Origin of the sequence: Azoarcus olearius (genome assembly GCF_001682385.1) — a bacterium.
GTDB classification, from domain to species: domain Bacteria; phylum Pseudomonadota; class Gammaproteobacteria; order Burkholderiales; family Rhodocyclaceae; genus Azoarcus; species Azoarcus olearius.
In genome coordinates, this window is record NZ_CP016210.1 from 3,805,697 (window position 1) to 3,820,875 (window position 15,179).

Here is a 15,179-nt window from a genome sequence, read left to right on the forward strand (position 1 = left end):
ACGCGCGGCGCTGCCGGCCTGGTCATGCGGGCAGCTCCAGATGGAAGCACGCGCCTTCGTCCGGGGCGCTTTCGGCCCACACGCGGCCACCCATGCGCTGCACGGCCTTGCGCACGATGGCCAGGCCGATGCCGGTTCCGGCGTAGTCTTCCTGACGCTGCAGGCGCTGGAAGATTTCGAAGATGCGGTCGTGGAACTTCATGTCGAAGCCGATCCCGTTGTCCTGGACGCGGATATGACAGACGCCGTTCTGCTCGGCCGCCGAAATCACGATGCGCGGCGGTTGAGCGTCGCGTGAATATTTGAGGGCGTTGTCGATCAGATTGCGCAAGACCTGGGAGAGCCCTTCCGGGTCGGCCTGCACACGCAACGGCGGCACCTCCAGCACGATCTGCGCGGGCCCTTGTTCGAGTTCCGCCCTACGCTCGGCGAGTATGCCACGCACCATGTCCTGGAGGTTTACGGCGGTACGCTGCAGTGTGCGACGCTCCACACGCGAGTACGCGAGCAGGTCGTCGATCAGCCGTGCCATCTGCCGCACCCCGGTGCGGATGTGGGAGATGAAGAGCCGTCCCTCGTCGTCCAGCCGGTCGCTGTGATCCTCCAGCAGCAGGTGGCTGTAGCCGTCGATGCCGCGCAGCGGCGCCTTGAGGTCGTGCGACACCGAGTAGGCGAAGGTTTCCAGTTCCTGATTCAACGCGGCGAGCTGGGCGGTGCGCTGCGCCACGCGCGCCTCCAGTTCGGCGTTGAGCGCGCGCACCTCATCCTCGGCGCAGCGCCGCTCGGTGATGTCGGTGGCGAGTCCGGCGAGATGGAGCACGCCCCCCTCGTCGTCACGCTGCACCACGGTGCGGTCCTCGATCCAGATGTAGTGGCCGTCGCTGGTCCGGATCCGGTACTCCAGCGTGTATTCGCCCTGGCCCCCGGCGATGAAGCCGTCGACCATCTGCGTCACCTGGTCCCGCTCGTCGGGGTGGATCAGGTCGGTGAAGCGGAATGCCGGCTGCAGCATGTCACGCGCGCGGTAGCCCCATCGATCCACGTTCTCGGACACATAGGCCACGGGCCAGCCGGGGCGCGGCAGCCACCGGAACAGCACCGTGGGGCTGGCCTCGACCACCTCGGAGGCGGCCTTCAGCGCCGCCTCGTAACGGGCGCGCTGGGTGTGGTCGAGCAAGGTGCCGATGACCGCGGCACCGCCGGCCTGCTCGATCCGGGTGCCGTAGGCCTCCACCGGGAAGTAGCTGCCGTCGCGGCGGCGCCCACGGAAGGTGTACTGGACGCACTCCAGTTCGCCGCTTTCACGCTGGCGCAGCTTTTCGGCCACCAACGGCAGGTCGTCCGGATGGACCAGCGCCGCCACCGGCATGCCTTCGAGTTCCTTCGGGGTATAGCCGAACCACTCCGCGAGGCGGGGGTTGGCATAGACCATGTGACCGCCGCGGATGAGGTAGACGCCCACCAGCGTGCGTTCGACCAGGCTGCGGAAGCGCTGCTCGCTGGCCGCGATTTCCGCCGCGGCGTCCTTTTCCTGCTGCACGTCGAAGCCGCTGCCGATATAGGCCTGCAGGCGCCCTTCGGCGTCGAACACCGGCTCGCCGTGGTCGGACACCCAGCGATGGCCTCCGCTGCGGTGGGCAAGCCGGTACTCGACCGAGAACGGCGAGCGCTCGTCGAGTGCGGCGCGAAAGGTTCGCGCGAAGTGTTCGCGATCGTCGGGGTGGATGCAGTCCAGCCAGCCCATGCCCTGGCCGTCCTCCAGGCTGCAACCGGTAAAGCCGAGCCAGGCGCGGTTGAAGTAGTCGGCCCGGCCGTCGGCGCCGGTACGCCAGATCAGGTTGGGCAGACGGTCGAGCAAACGGATGTGGTAGTCGCGCGAGGCCACCACTTCCTTCATCAGCGCGGCCAGCTGCACGCCGAGCAAACCGAGTTCGTCGGCGCCGGTTACCGGTCTCGGCAGGCTGCTGCCGCGCGCCTGCGACCGCGCGTAGGCGAGCAGCTGCTCGATGCGGTCGGTCAGCAGGAACTTGACCAGCGCCCCGATACCCAGCGAGAGCAACAGGATGGGCACGAACACGATCAGGCTCTGCCCGAGCGCCTGGCGAAGGGCACTGCGGCGCAAGGTCCGCGTGTCCATTGCCAACACCGTATAACCGGTCTGACGCGCGACTTCTCCCAGGCTGGGCAGGCGGACGGGGAATACCGCCCACAGCCGGTCGCGATCGGGCTCCTCGCGCACCTGGCCAGCAAGCGTGCGGCGCGCCGCGGTGACGAGGTCCGCCGGCGGCGTCTCGAGCCCCAGACGGGCGAATCCGACCCGCTCGAGCCCCGGACGGCTTCCGGCCACCACCTGGTCGTCCGGCCCCACGTAGGCGGCGTAGTACAGGTGCGGCAGCGTGATCTTCTGCGCCACCAGGTGCGCGACAAAGCGCGAATCGCCCTCCACCAGCGCGGCCTCGAGATTGGCGGCCAGGGTGCCGCCGGAGTGCCGCGCCAGCGCCGCCACCTCGGACAAGGCGTCGGCATGGTAGGTGCGCAGCATGAAGGTGAACTGGCCGGCCGCAACCATGAAGCCGAAGCCGATCAGGATGCCGAGCAGCAGCCGGCGCAGGGACAGATGGCCGCTCACTCGCGGACCCCGTTGACCAGATCGGGGACCAGCAGGTGGCCCAGGGGCGGCACCTGTTCGATCGACCGCAGCGCCACCATGGTCTGCGCCAGGCGCTCGAGGGTGGCACTCAAGCCTTCGCCGCGGCCGGCGAGCAGGCGCCGATTGGTTGCGGCGTCGGGCAGGTTCATCAGCGCAAGCGCGGCGCGGTAGCTCTCCGGCTCCGCGCCGGCCCGCGGCCCGAGCAGACGCACCGCCTCATCGGGCTGGGATAGCGCGAGGGCACGCCCGCCGAAGTAACCATTCACGACGGTTTGCAGGTCGGCACGGCGGCGGGCGAGGGTTTCGGCGCGGACCACCAGGACATCGACAACCTCGCCGGGAATTTCGGACGACGAGAAAAGCTGGCGGCCGCCCATCGCGAGCAGGCGGGAGCGCACCGGCTCGAAGGTCACCACCGCATCCACCTGTCCGCTCTCGAATGCGGCTTCGTGGCGGTCCACCGGCAGCGGAACGATGTCGACCTCGGCAAGCGTGAGGCCCACACGCTCAAGCGCACGCGCGACCAGGTAGGCGCCCAGCGCTTCAGTCTCGACCCCGATGCGCTTGCCCCGCAGGCCGTCGAGCCGGCGCAGTTCGCCGCGCGCGATCACCACGTCCGCGCCGTCGGAGAAGTCGAACACCAGGATGACGCGCGGCGCCTGGTCGTTGGCCGCCAGCAGGACCACCTCGTCCAGCGTCAGCGCTGCCGCATCCACCGCGCCGTTGCGAAAGGCGGTCAGCACCATCGACGAGTTGGGAAAGTCGAGCACGACGGCAACCTCGGGCGCCAGCGCCCCGGTGGCCACGGCCAGCCGCAGCGGCGAATAGCCGGGCCACAGGTTGGCGCCGATGCGCAAGGGGTCCTCGCGTAGCGCACAGCCTTGTGCCAGCGCCACCGGCAGCGCCGGCATCAACATCGACTGCAGAAAACGACGGCGTCTCACGGCGCTCGCTCCCAAGGCGGTTAAGGCAGGACGACGGCCCGCACCGACCGGGACCGCCGCTTACCTTTCGACACATTGTGCGCCGACTTGAGTACGTCGGCATAGCGCCGTGGCCTGCGAGGCCGCGCTACCTGCCAACCGGGCCGCAACGCGAGTGCGCGGCCCGCGGAACGATGTCAGAACGGGATGTCGTCGTCGAAATCGCCGAAACCGCCGCTGTCGCGCTGCGGCGCCGGGCGCGACGCGGGCGCAGGGGCGGCCTGCTGGCGCGGCGCGGGCGCGCTGTAGCCATCGTCGCCACCGCGCATCGGCGCATCGCCACCTTCGCGGCGGCCGAGCATCTTCATCTCGTCGGCCCGGATCTCGGTGGTGTAGCGCTCCTGGCCGTTCTGGTCCTGCCACTTGCGCGTGCGCAGGCTGCCTTCGATATAGACCTGGCTCCCCTTGCGCAAGTACTGGCCGGCGATTTCGGCGAGCTTGCCGTAGAACGACACCCGGTGCCACTCGGTCGCTTCGCGGCGCTCGCCAGTGGACTTGTCGCGCCAGTTTTCGGTCGTCGCGAGACGGATGTTGCAGATCGCATCGCCCGAGGGGGCGAAGCGGCTTTCCGGATCGGCGCCGAGGTTGCCGATCAGAATGACTTTGTTGACGGATGCCATCCGGTTCTCCTTTGAGTGCGTGCCGGCCTGCGCGGCCGGCGCTGATTTCGGTCAGTTTCGTGCCGTCGCGACCTGCGGCCGGGGCGGCGGAGGCGTCATCGTCGCCGCCACCAGCAGCCATGCCAGCGCCAGCGCCGCCGCACACAGGCTGACGCCGGCGGTGCCGAAATGCTGCGCGAGCCAGCCCCCGAGCACGCCACCCAGGAACAGCCCGATCGACTGCAGCGTGTTATACACCCCGAGCGCCATGCCCTTGGCGTGCGGCGGTGCCACCCGCGAAATCCACGACGGCTGCGTCGCCTCCAGCACATTGAAGGCGACGAAGAACAGCGTCAGCACCGTGGCGAGTGCGATCACGCTGCCAACGCTGAGATAAAGCCCCACTTGCACCAGCAGCAGCAGCAGCACCGCGGCGCCGAACACCCGCTTCACCAGGTTGCGCCGCTCCGCCACGATGACCGCAGGGACCATCGCGCAGAACGACAGCAGCACCGCCGGCAGGTAGATCTTCCAGTGCGCCTCGACCGCGAGGCCGCCCGCCACCAGGCCCGACGGCACTACCACCCACATCATGGTCTGGATGAGGTGCAGCACGAAGACGCCGAAATTAAGCCGCATCAACTGTCCGTTGCGCAGCACTTCACCCAGGCTGCCGCGGCTGCCCCGCGGCACCGGCGGGGCGGCGGGAACGATCCAGAGCAGCACGCCGATGGCAGCGGCGGCAAGCAGCGCGGTAAGCCAGAACAGGCCATCCAGCCCGATGCGTGCATAGAGCAGCGGCGCGGCCACCATGGAGCCGGCAAACACCAGACCGATGCTCGATCCGATCATCGCCATCACCTTGGTGCGGTGCTGGTCGCGGGTCAGGTCCGCCGCCAGCGCGGTGACCGCGGCCGAGATGGCGCCCGAGCCCTGCAGCACGCGCCCGGCGATCACGCCGAAGATGTCGTCCGCCAGCGCCGCGACGACGCTGCCGAACACGAACAGCAACAGGCCGAAAACGATCACCGGCTTGCGCCCGAAGCGGTCGGACGCGGCGCCGTAGGCGATCTGCAGACAGGCCTGGGTAAAACCGTAGGCGCCGATCGCAAGGCCGACCAGGGTCAGGTTATCGCCGCCGCGCAACTCGTGGGCATGGACTGCGAACACCGGCAGGATCAGGAACAGGCCAAGCATGCGCAGCGCGAAGATGGCCGCCAGACTGACGCCGGCGCGGCGCTCGGCGGGCGTCATCGGATCGCGCAAAGGGGCAGACATGCTGATGTGACTTCCAGGGGATATCGGGTCGGGCGGGGGAAGGATTCTAGCATTGGCCCGGCGCAGGCTTCTCTCTTATAGTCATGCGTTGGCCCGCTTCCGGCACCTTCCCGACATGGACGATATCCGCATCCGCGGTGCGCGCACCCACAACCTCAAGAACGTCAGCCTCGACCTGCCCCGCAACCGCCTGACGGTCATCACCGGCCTCTCCGGCTCGGGCAAGTCCTCACTGGCATTCGACACGCTGTACGCGGAAGGCCAGCGCCGCTACGTTGAGTCCCTGTCGGCCTATGCCCGGCAGTTCCTGCAGTTGATGGAAAAGCCGGATGTCGACCTGATCGAAGGGCTGTCTCCGGCGATCTCGATCGAGCAGAAGGCGACGAGCCACAACCCCCGCTCCACCGTCGGCACGGTGACCGAGATCCACGACTACCTGCGCCTGCTCTATGCGCGCGCCGGCACGCCCCACTGCCCCGACCACCCGGATCACGCGCTCGAAGCGCAGAGCGTGGCGCAGATGGTGGATCACGTACTGGCGCTGCCGGAGGACACCCGGCTGATGATCCTTGCGCCGGTTGTCAGCGGACGCAAGGGCGAACAACAGGATCTGTTCGGCGAACTGCGTGCGCAAGGCTTCGTGCGCGTCCGGGTCGACGGGCAGGTGATGGAACTCGACGCGATGACACCGCTGGAGAAGGGGCGTCGGCACGACATCCAGGTGGTGATCGACCGCCTCAAGGTGCGCCCCGACCTGCGCGGCCGGCTGGCGGAATCGTTCGAAACCGCGCTGACGCACGCCGACGGCCGCGCGATCGCGGTAGAAATGGATTCCGGCCGCGAACACCTGTTCTCGGCGCGGTTTGCCTGCCCCGTGTGCAGCTTTGCGCTGGGGGAACTGGAGCCGCGTCTGTTCTCCTTCAACAATCCGGCGGGTGCCTGCCCCAAGTGCGACGGGCTCGGCAAGGTGGACTTCTTCGACCCCGACCGGGTCGTCGCGCACCGCGATCTGTCGCTCGCGGCGGGTGCGGTGCGTGGTTGGGACCGGCGCAATCAGTTCTATTTCCAGATGCTGGCAAGTCTGGCCGCCCACTACGGTTTTGACCTCGACACCCCCTTCGACGCGCTGCCACCCAAGGTGCAGCAGACGGTCCTGCACGGCTCCGGACGCGACAAGATCGCGTTCCGCTACTTGGGCGACAACGGCAAGACGGTGCTGAAGGAACACCCGTTCGAGGGCATCATCCCCAATCTCGAGCGCCGCTACCGCGAGACCGATTCGCTGGCGGTGCGCGAAGAACTGGCGAAGTACCGCGCCACCCGCGCCTGCCCCGGCTGCGGCGGCACCCGGCTGCGCAGCGAAGCCCGCCACGTGCTGGTCGGCGGCCAGCCCCTCGCAGCGGTCAGCCGCATGCCGCTGCGCAGCTGCCGCGATTTCTTTGCCGGCTTGAGCCTGACCGGACAGCGCGCGCAGGTTGCCGAGAAGATCGTCAAGGAGATCGCAGACCGCCTCAGCTTCCTGATCAACGTCGGCCTCGACTATCTCTCGCTCGACCGCTCCGCCGACACGCTGTCCGGCGGCGAAGCCCAACGTATCCGCCTGGCCAGCCAGATCGGTTCGGGCCTGACCGGCGTGATGTATGTGCTCGACGAGCCGTCGATCGGACTGCACCAGCGCGACAACGACCGCCTGCTGGCGACCTTGCGGACACTGCGCGACCTCGGCAACACGGTGATCGTCGTCGAGCACGATGAGGACGCGATCCGCGCGGCCGACTATCTGGTCGACATGGGCCCGGGTGCAGGCGAGCACGGCGGGCACGTGATCGCCAGCGGCTCCCCCGCCGCGGTATTTGCGGATGAGAACTCGCTGACGGGCGCCTATCTGTCCGGCAGGCGGGCGATTCCGCTGCCGGCGGAGCGTCGCGCGCCGGCAGCCGACCGCTGGGTGCGTCTGCGTGGCGCGCGCGGCAACAATCTGCGCGGGGTCGACCTCGATCTACCGCTCGGCCTCTTCACCTGCGTCACCGGCGTGTCAGGATCGGGCAAGTCGACCTTGATCAACGAAACGCTGGCGGCGGTCGCGGCCCGCCACCTGTACGGGGCGAGCACCGAGCCCGCACCGTTCGACGGCGTGGAAGGCCTGGACGCCTTCGACAAGGTCATCAATGTCGACCAGTCGCCGATCGGTCGTACGCCGAGATCCAACCCGGCCACCTACACCGGACTCCTGACGCCGATCCGCGAACTCTTCGCCGGCGTGCCGGAAGCACGCGCCCGCGGCTACGGCGCCGGCCGCTTCTCGTTCAATGTGAAGGGCGGACGCTGCGAAGCCTGTCAGGGCGACGGGCTGGTCAAGGTGGAGATGCACTTCCTGCCCGACATGTACGTGCCGTGCGACATCTGCCACGGGCGCCGCTACAACCGCGAGACGCTGGAGATCCGCTACAAGGGCAAGACGATCTACGAGGTGCTGGAAATGACGGTCGAGCAGGCCTTCGAATTTTTCCGCCCCGTTCCCGCGGTCGCCCGCAAGCTCGAAACCCTGATCGACGTCGGGCTGGCCTACATCCGCCTCGGCCAGAGCGCCACCACGCTTTCCGGCGGCGAAGCCCAACGGGTCAAGCTGGCACTCGAACTCTCCAAGCGCGACACCGGCCGCACGCTGTACATCCTCGATGAGCCCACCACCGGGCTGCACTTCCAGGACATCGAGCTGCTGCTGAAGGTTCTGCACCGCCTGCGCGACCACGGCAACACCATCGTCGTCATCGAGCACAACCTGGATGTCATCAAGACAGCGGACTGGATCGTCGATCTCGGCCCCGAGGGCGGCGCCGGCGGCGGCACCATCGTGTGCGCTGGCACGCCTGAAACCGTGGCCGCATCCGGGCTGGGCTATACCGGTCGCTACCTGGGTCCGCTTCTCGCCCGGGCGGCCGACAGCCGGTAGGGCTGAGGCCTACGACCGGCGTTGCAGACACCGGAGCAGCGCGTCACGATGCCGGATTGCGCCGAGGAGGACATCGATCATGGCCGATAAACCCAGCACCCCGAAAGAAGCCTTCCTGCAGCGGATCGACCGGCGGGCGCGCTTCCTGAAGACACTGCAGACATGCGGACTGGGTGTCTATCTCCCACCCGACGAGCGCGCCCGGCGCCAGGCCATCGAACAGATCGTGCGTACCACCGCGCGTCAGAGCGAGTTGCCTCACCTCGATGCCGCCACCCTACACACCGCCGGCGAGACCCTGCGCGCGCATCTGGAGGCGATGCAGCCGCTGTTGCCGCACGACGTCCAGTACCGCAACCGCATCAAGCGCGAATGGTAGGCACCGGCTAGCGGTAGCCTGACGGGTTGGCGGACTGCCACCGCCATGCGTCGGCACACATTTCAGCAATGCCCCGCTCGGCCTGCCACCCCAGCACGCGCCGCGCCTTCGCGGTGTCCGCCCAGCACGCGGCGACATCGCCGGGACGACGGTCGACGATACGGAACGGCACCGCGCGCCCGCTCGCCTTGCGGAAAGCCTCCACGACCTCCAGCACACTGTACCCGCACCCGGTCCCCAGGTTGATCGCATCTACCGGAGGCAGCGAGTCGAGCCGCCTGAGCGCGCTGAGGTGACCCAGCGCAAGATCGACAACGTGGATGTAGTCGCGGACCCCGGTGCCATCGGGCGTCGGGTAATCCCCCCCGAAAACCTGCAGCGCCGGCAAACGCCCGACCGCAACCTGGCTGACGTAGGGCATCAGGTTGTTGGGTATCCCCGCCGGGTCCTCACCCAGCCGCCCGCTGGGGTGGGCGCCGACCGGGTTGAAGTAGCGCAATAACGCAATGCGCCACGCCGGATCAGCATGCGCCACATCCGCCAGAATCTGTTCGCACATCAACTTCGTGCGCCCATACGGGTTCGTCGCACTGGTCGGAAAATCCTCGACGATAGGAACACTCGCAGGATCGCCATACACCGTTGCCGAGGAACTGAACACCAGGCGCCGGACCTCGGCGCGACGCATGGCATCCACCAGTCCGAGTAGCCCGCAGACGTTGTTGTCGTAATACGCCAGCGGCTTCGCGACCGATTCCCCGACCGCCTTCAACGCCGCAAAGTGGATCACCGCGCTTACCGTGTAGCGCGCAAACAACGCGTCCAGGGCCTGAACGTCACGCACGTCGGCATTGACGAAGCCCGCCAGGCGGCGCCCGGCGAGCGCCTCGACGCGCCGCAACGCCTCCTCCGACCCATTGGAAAGGTTGTCGATCACCACAACCTGCTCGCCTGCGTTGAGCAACTCGAGCACGGTATGCGACCCGATGTAACCCGCACCACCCGTCACCAGCACTGTCATCACGCGTCCTCAGATGTCGTCTGCATGTCCGGATCGGACAGACGAAAAAAAGGCCGGAAACTCCGGCCTTTCTTTCATTCCCGGGCAGCTTTACGCCGCCACGGCTTCCTGCTCCGCCACTTCAGCTTCCGGGCGGTCGAGCAGTTCGACCAGCGCCATCGGCGCATTGTCGCCGTCGCGGAAACCGAACTTCAGGATGCGAAGATAACCACCGTTGCGGGTGGCGTAACGCGGACCCAGCTCGTCGAACAGCTTGACGACGATTTCACGGTCGCGCAGCCGGTCAAAAGCCAGACGGCGGTTGGCGAGGCTGGGCTTCTTGCCCAGCGTGATCATCGGCTCGACCACCCGGCGGAGTTCCTTCGCCTTCGGAAGAGTCGTCTTGATGACCTCGTGACGCAGCAGCGCGTTGGCCATGTTGCGGAACATGGCCTGACGGTGGCTGCTGGTCCGGTTCAGCTTGCGAAGACCGTGACGGTGACGCATTTCAATTCCTCACTTCACTGCTACCGTTAACCGAGCTTCTCAAGCCCGGCCGGCGGCCAGTTTTCCAGTTTCATACCCAGGGTCAGCCCGCGGGAGGCCAACACTTCCTTGATCTCGTTGAGCGACTTCCGGCCCAGATTCGGCGTCTTCAGCAACTCAGTCTCGGTGCGCTGGATCAGATCACCGATGTAGTAGATGTTCTCGGCTTTCAGGCAGTTCGCCGAGCGAACGGTCAGCTCGAGATCATCCACCGGACGCAGCAGCACCGGATCGATCGACGGCGTCTTCTCGGGCACGACGGCAACCGGCGTACCTTCGAGGTCAGCGAACACCGACAACTGGTCCATCAGCACGCGCGCGGCGTAACGGATCGCCTCTTCAGGATCGACCGCACCATTGGTCTCGATGTCGATCACCAGCCGATCGAGGTCGGTACGCTGCTCGACGCGAGCGCTCTCGACCAGGTAGCTGACACGGCGCACCGGGCTGAACGAAGCGTCCAGGACGATACGACCAATGGTCTTGTTCTCGGCCGACACCGGACGTGCATTGCCGGGCACATAGCCCCGACCCTGCTCGACCTTGATCTGCATTTCGAGCTTTCCGCCCGGAGCCAGATGGGCGATGACGTGATCAGGATTGATGATCTCGACATCATGACCGCCCTCGATGTCGCGCGCCGTGACCACACCTTCGCCGGACTTCGACAGGGTCAGCATCGCCTCGCTGCGGTTGTGCAGCTTCAGCACCACACCCTTAAGGTTCAGCAACAGGTCGACGATGTCTTCCCGCATGCCATCCAGGGTGGAGTACTCGTGCAGCACGCCTTCGATCGACACTTCGGTCGGCGCGTGGCCGGGCAGCGACGACAGGAGAATGCGCCGCAGCGCGTTCCCCAGCGTATGGCCGAAACCACGCTCGAACGGCTCCATCGTCACCCGCGCCTGAACCGGCGAGATGCTCTGGACGTCGATAATGCGCGGTTTCAGCAGTGCATTGCTTTGCATCAGCATTCCCTCGGGAACCAGTGGGAACCAGCTCGCGCTTAGCGCGAGTACAGTTCGACCACCAAGCCTTCGTTAATCGTCGCCGACAGCTCGGAACGTTGCGGGTAGGCCTTGAACACGCCCTTGCCCGCCTTCGCGTCGACTTCGATCCACTCCGGGAAGCCGCGCGATTCGGCGGCCTCGAGCGCAGCCTTGACACGGAGGTGACCCTTGGTGCCTTCGGCCAGTTCGATGACATCGCCCGGACGAACGGTGTACGACGGGATATTCACGCGCTTGCCGTTGACCAGCACGCCGTTGTGACGCACCACCTGACGCGCCTCGGCACGCGACGCGCCGAAACCCATGCGGTAGGCAACGGAATCCAGGCGGCCTTCGAGCAGCTGGAGCAGGTTCTCGCCAGTCTGACCGCGACGGCGGTCGGCCTCGGCGTAGACCTTGCGGAACTGACGTTCCAGAACACCGTACAGACGACGGATCTTCTGCTTTTCACGCAGTTGCACGCCATAGCCGGACAGACGCTGACCGGAGCGCTGGCCATGCTGACCCGGCGCGTAGGCGCGGCGCTCGATGGCGCACTTGTCGGTAAAGCACTTTTCGCCCTTCAGAAACAGCTTTTCGCCTTCGCGACGGCACTGACGGCACTTGGGATCGAGATTACGAGCCACGTTTCAACTCCTTGTCAGATACGGCGCTTCTTCGGCGGACGGCAGCCGTTGTGCGGAATGGGGGTGATATCCGTGATGCTGGAAATCTTCATCCCCAGCGCGTTCAGCGCGCGAACGGCGGATTCGCGGCCGGGGCCCGGCCCCTTGATGCGAACCTCGAGATTCTTGACGCCGCACTCCTGCGCCACCTTGCCGGCCGCCTCGGCGGCGACCTGAGCGGCGAACGGGGTGCTCTTACGCGAACCCTTGAAGCCGGCGCCCCCGGAAGTCGCCCACGACAGGGCGTTGCCCTGGCGATCGGTGATCGTGATGATCGTGTTGTTGAAGCTCGCGTGCACGTGGGCGATACCCTCGGCAACGTTCTTCTTGATCTTCTTGCGAACCTTAGTTGCAGTCTTGGCCATGATCCGTTCCTATCACTTCTTGCCGGCGATCGCCTTGCGCGGTCCCTTGCGGGTGCGGGCGTTCGTGCGGGTGCGCTGACCACGAAGCGGCAAGCCGCGACGATGACGGACGCCACGGTAGCAACCGAGGTCCATCAGGCGCTTGATGTTCATCGTGACTTCACGGCGCAGGTCACCCTCGACCACGAAGCGACCGACCTCGTCACGAAGCTTTTCCATGTCGGACTCGGTCAGATCCTTGATCTTGGCCGAACGAACCACACCAGCAGCATCACAAATCTTTTGAGCACGCGAACGGCCGATCCCATAGATGGCGGTCAGCGCGATCTCGGCATGCTTGTGGTTGGGAATGTTTACCCCAGCAATACGGGCCATCCGTTTACCCCAAAACGCGAAACATTAAATTCTAGTACCTAGAGTCGACAACATCAACCCTGGCGTTGTTTGTGCCGCGGATCGGTGCAAATGACGCGCACCACACCCTTACGACGAATGATCTTGCAGTTGCGGCAGATCCGCTTCACGGAAGCCTGGACTCTCATCTTCTTGCTCCTGTTTCCTTGTTTCTTACTTGGTCCGGAAGACGATCCGACCCTTGGTCAGATCGTACGGCGTCAGCTGGACCGTCACCTTGTCACCGGGGAGGATGCGGATGTAGTGCATGCGCATCTTGCCGGAGATGTGCCCCAGAACCATGTGCCCGTTCTCGAGCTTTACCCTGAAGGTTGCATTGGGAAGGTTCTCGGTAACCTCCCCCTGCATTTCAATTACGTCTTCCTTGGCCATGAATCACCTGGTCGGGAGACCCGCTCCCTTGAAGTTCGCCTTCTTCAGCAGACTCTCGTACTGGTGCGACATCACGTAGGCCTGAACCTGGGCCATGAAGTCCATCGTCACCACGACGATAATCAGCAGCGAAGTTCCGCCGAAGTAGAAAGGAACATTCCACTTGAGGATCAGAAACTCCGGAAGCAGACAAACCAGGGTGATGTACACCGCTCCGGCCAGCGTCAGCCGCACGAGAATCTTGTCGATGTACCTCGCCGTCTGATCCCCCGGGCGAATCCCGGGCACGAACGCCCCGCTCTTCTTCAGGTTGTCCGCCGTCTCCCGCGCGTTGAACACCAACGCGGTATAGAAGAAGCAGAAGAAGACAATCGCCAGCGCATACAACAACACGTACACCGGTTGACCAGGCGACAGCGTGGAGGCGAGATCCCTCAGCCAGTACAAGCCCTCGGAACTGCCGAACCACTGCCCCAGGGTTGCCGGGAACAGGATGATGCTGGACGCGAAGATCGGCGGAATCACACCAGCCATGTTCAGCTTCAACGGCAGATGGGAGCTTTGGCCACCATAAATCTTGTTGCCGACCTGGCGCTTGGCGTAGTTGACCAGGATCTTCCGCTGCCCCCGTTCCACAAACACCACGAAGCCGGTGACCAACACCACCAATACGCAGATCAGCAATGCGGTGAAAGGATGCATCGCGCCAGTGCGTACGAGTTCGAACAGCCCACCGATGGAACTGGGCAATCCGGCCGCAATACCGGCGAAGATGATGATGGAGATCCCGTTGCCGACACCGCGCTCCGTGATCTGCTCGCCCAGCCACATCAGGAACATGGTTCCGGTCACCAGCGTCGCCAGCGTAACGAAGCGGAACATCAGCCCCGGATCGAGCACCAGACCCGCCTGCCCTTCCAGCGCAATTGCGATACCAAGCGATTGCGCCACCGCCAACACGAGCGTCCCGTAACGGGTGTACTGCGTGATCTTCCGCCGACCGGCTTCGCCTTCCTTCTTCAGCGCCTCCAGCTGAGGCACTGCGACGGTCATCAACTGCATGATGATCGACGCCGAGATGTACGGCATGATCCCGAGCGCAAAGATCGTGAACCGCGACAACGCCCCGCCGGAAAAGAGGTTGAACACGCCGAGGATCCCACCCGCCTGCGACTGGAACAGCTCCGCAAGACGGGCAGGGTCGATACCGGGCACCGGGATATGCGCACCGATTCGATAGACGATCAGGGCGCCGACCAGGAACAGCAGGCGGCGCTTGAGGTCACCGAACTTGCCCGGATTCCCGAGAGCGGCTGACGGATTTGCCACGACCCGGTCCTGACTTACTCGCCGCAGCTGCCGCCGGCAGCTTCGATCGCGGCGCGCGCGCCAGCAGTAGCAGCGATGCCGCGCAGCACGACCTTCTTGCTGATCGCGCCGGACAGCACAACCTTCGCGGACAAAGCATCAGCGGCGATGACGCCGGCCTGCTTCAGAACCAGCAGATCAACATCTTCCACCGGCAACTGGGCCAGTTCGGAAAGGCGAACTTCGGCACAACGGCCGCGCGTCAGCGAGACGAAGCCACGCTTCGGAAGGCGACGCTGCAGCGGCATCTGACCGCCTTCGAAGCCGACCTTGTGGAAACCGCCGGCACGGGACTTCTGACCCTTGTGACCACGACCGCAAGTCTTGCCCAGACCGCTGCCGATGCCACGACCGACACGCTTGCCGGCGGACTTGGAACCCGCACCGGGCTTGATGGTATTCAGGCGCATCTTATGCCTCCACCTTAACCAGATACGCCACCTTGGTGACCATACCGCGAACGGCCGGCGTATCAACCAGCTCGACGGTGTGGTTCAGGCGACGCAGACCCAGACCACGCACAGTAGCGCGGTGGGATTGCTTAGTGCCGATCACGCTCTTGACGAGCGTGACCTTGATCTTCTTGTCGGACATGGC

17 protein-coding genes are annotated in these 15,179 nt (G+C 65.6%); 2 read left to right on the forward strand and 15 right to left on the reverse strand.

Annotation, left to right across the window (positions count from 1 at the left end):
- Positions 1–22 precede the first annotated feature (22 nt).
- The 4 genes from dqs_RS17365 to dqs_RS17380 all read right to left on the reverse strand — a co-directional run bounded on the left by dqs_RS17365 (position 23) and on the right by dqs_RS17380 (position 5,510).
- Entirely contained in the window at positions 23–2,629 is a 2,607-nt protein-coding gene (locus tag dqs_RS17365) for a PAS domain-containing protein (protein WP_065341273.1), read from the reverse strand.
- On the reverse strand, positions 2,626–3,594 hold the full coding sequence (locus dqs_RS17370) for an ABC transporter substrate-binding protein (protein ID WP_011767107.1): 969 nt from the start codon (positions 3,592–3,594) through the stop codon (positions 2,626–2,628). Before dqs_RS17370 ends, dqs_RS17365 begins: the two co-directional genes overlap by 4 nt.
- Before the next feature lie 176 nt (positions 3,595–3,770).
- The gene (gene ssb, locus dqs_RS17375; RefSeq protein WP_011767108.1) at positions 3,771–4,253 is read right to left on the reverse strand and encodes a single-stranded DNA-binding protein; all 483 of its coding nucleotides are present in this window, start codon (positions 4,251–4,253) and stop codon (positions 3,771–3,773) included.
- 51 nt (positions 4,254–4,304) lie between these two features.
- Positions 4,305–5,510 carry an MFS transporter gene (locus tag dqs_RS17380; RefSeq protein ID WP_179947998.1) on the reverse strand — a complete coding sequence of 402 codons (1,206 nt, stop codon included), beginning with the start codon at positions 5,508–5,510 and terminating at the stop codon, positions 4,305–4,307.
- Between the two features lie 115 nt (positions 5,511–5,625).
- Between dqs_RS17380 and uvrA the strand changes: the two genes are divergently transcribed.
- Both uvrA and dqs_RS17390 read left to right on the forward strand, forming a co-directional pair.
- Positions 5,626–8,463: an excinuclease ABC subunit UvrA gene (uvrA, locus tag dqs_RS17385; protein WP_065341274.1), complete on the forward strand. Its 2,838-nt coding sequence runs from the start codon at positions 5,626–5,628 to the stop codon at positions 8,461–8,463.
- A gap of 79 nt (positions 8,464–8,542) precedes the next feature.
- Positions 8,543–8,842, forward strand: a complete 300-nt coding sequence (locus tag dqs_RS17390; protein WP_065341275.1) for a hypothetical protein — start codon at positions 8,543–8,545, stop codon at positions 8,840–8,842.
- Positions 8,843–8,849: 7 nt separating this feature from the next.
- Here dqs_RS17390 and galE read toward each other — a convergent pair whose 3' ends face one another.
- The 11 genes from galE to rpmD all read right to left on the reverse strand — a co-directional run bounded on the left by galE (position 8,850) and on the right by rpmD (position 15,176).
- Entirely contained in the window at positions 8,850–9,866 is a 1,017-nt protein-coding gene (galE, locus tag dqs_RS17395) for a UDP-glucose 4-epimerase GalE (protein ID WP_085931120.1), read from the reverse strand.
- Between the two features lie 87 nt (positions 9,867–9,953).
- Positions 9,954–10,349 carry a 50S ribosomal protein L17 gene (rplQ, locus tag dqs_RS17400; protein ID WP_011767113.1) on the reverse strand — a complete coding sequence of 132 codons (396 nt, stop codon included), beginning with the start codon at positions 10,347–10,349 and terminating at the stop codon, positions 9,954–9,956.
- A 26-nt stretch (positions 10,350–10,375) separates the two neighbouring features.
- On the reverse strand, positions 10,376–11,356 hold the full coding sequence (locus dqs_RS17405; protein ID WP_011767114.1) for a DNA-directed RNA polymerase subunit alpha: 981 nt from the start codon (positions 11,354–11,356) through the stop codon (positions 10,376–10,378).
- A 38-nt stretch (positions 11,357–11,394) separates the two neighbouring features.
- A complete protein-coding gene (rpsD, locus tag dqs_RS17410) occupies positions 11,395–12,024 on the reverse strand; it encodes a 30S ribosomal protein S4 (RefSeq protein ID WP_011767115.1) in 630 nt (209 codons plus the stop codon).
- A gap of 14 nt (positions 12,025–12,038) precedes the next feature.
- On the reverse strand, positions 12,039–12,428 hold the full coding sequence (rpsK, locus tag dqs_RS17415; protein ID WP_011767116.1) for a 30S ribosomal protein S11: 390 nt from the start codon (positions 12,426–12,428) through the stop codon (positions 12,039–12,041).
- A 12-nt stretch (positions 12,429–12,440) separates the two neighbouring features.
- Positions 12,441–12,803 carry a 30S ribosomal protein S13 gene (rpsM, locus tag dqs_RS17420; protein ID WP_011767117.1) on the reverse strand — a complete coding sequence of 121 codons (363 nt, stop codon included), beginning with the start codon at positions 12,801–12,803 and terminating at the stop codon, positions 12,441–12,443.
- A gap of 53 nt (positions 12,804–12,856) precedes the next feature.
- Entirely contained in the window at positions 12,857–12,970 is a 114-nt protein-coding gene (rpmJ, locus tag dqs_RS20570; RefSeq protein WP_011767118.1) for a 50S ribosomal protein L36, read from the reverse strand.
- 25 nt (positions 12,971–12,995) lie between these two features.
- Positions 12,996–13,214 (reverse strand): translation initiation factor IF-1, encoded by a 219-nt coding sequence (infA, locus tag dqs_RS17425; protein ID WP_011767119.1) that lies wholly within the window; start codon positions 13,212–13,214, stop codon positions 12,996–12,998.
- 3 nt (positions 13,215–13,217) lie between these two features.
- A complete protein-coding gene (gene secY / locus dqs_RS17430) occupies positions 13,218–14,543 on the reverse strand; it encodes a preprotein translocase subunit SecY (protein ID WP_011767120.1) in 1,326 nt (441 codons plus the stop codon).
- A 14-nt stretch (positions 14,544–14,557) separates the two neighbouring features.
- Positions 14,558–14,992, reverse strand: a complete 435-nt coding sequence (gene rplO / locus dqs_RS17435) for a 50S ribosomal protein L15 (protein ID WP_011767121.1) — start codon at positions 14,990–14,992, stop codon at positions 14,558–14,560.
- A gap of 1 nt (position 14,993) precedes the next feature.
- Positions 14,994–15,176 (reverse strand): 50S ribosomal protein L30, encoded by a 183-nt coding sequence (gene rpmD / locus dqs_RS17440; protein ID WP_011767122.1) that lies wholly within the window; start codon positions 15,174–15,176, stop codon positions 14,994–14,996.
- Positions 15,177–15,179: the final 3 nt, after the last annotated feature.

Excerpts from the sequence above, each read along its gene's own strand:
- ssb (WP_011767108.1), bottom strand. The coding sequence starts at position 4,253 with ATGGCATCCGTCAACAAAGTCATTCTGATCGGCAACCTCGGCGCCGAT.
- dqs_RS17380 (WP_179947998.1), bottom strand. The coding sequence starts at position 5,510 with ATGTCTGCCCCTTTGCGCGATCCGATGACGCCCGCCGAGCGCCGCGCC.
- uvrA (WP_065341274.1), top strand. The coding sequence starts at position 5,626 with ATGGACGATATCCGCATCCGCGGTGCGCGCACCCACAACCTCAAGAAC.
- dqs_RS17390 (WP_065341275.1), top strand. The coding sequence starts at position 8,543 with ATGGCCGATAAACCCAGCACCCCGAAAGAAGCCTTCCTGCAGCGGATC.
- rplQ (WP_011767113.1), bottom strand. The coding sequence starts at position 10,349 with ATGCGTCACCGTCACGGTCTTCGCAAGCTGAACCGGACCAGCAGCCAC.
- dqs_RS17405 (WP_011767114.1), bottom strand. The coding sequence starts at position 11,356 with ATGCAAAGCAATGCACTGCTGAAACCGCGCATTATCGACGTCCAGAGC.
- rpsK (WP_011767116.1), bottom strand. The coding sequence starts at position 12,428 with ATGGCCAAGACTGCAACTAAGGTTCGCAAGAAGATCAAGAAGAACGTT.
- rpsM (WP_011767117.1), bottom strand. The coding sequence starts at position 12,803 with ATGGCCCGTATTGCTGGGGTAAACATTCCCAACCACAAGCATGCCGAG.
- rpmJ (WP_011767118.1), bottom strand. The coding sequence starts at position 12,970 with ATGAGAGTCCAGGCTTCCGTGAAGCGGATCTGCCGCAACTGCAAGATC.
- infA (WP_011767119.1), bottom strand. The coding sequence starts at position 13,214 with ATGGCCAAGGAAGACGTAATTGAAATGCAGGGGGAGGTTACCGAGAAC.
- rplO (WP_011767121.1), bottom strand. The coding sequence starts at position 14,992 with ATGCGCCTGAATACCATCAAGCCCGGTGCGGGTTCCAAGTCCGCCGGC.
- rpmD (WP_011767122.1), bottom strand. The coding sequence starts at position 15,176 with ATGTCCGACAAGAAGATCAAGGTCACGCTCGTCAAGAGCGTGATCGGC.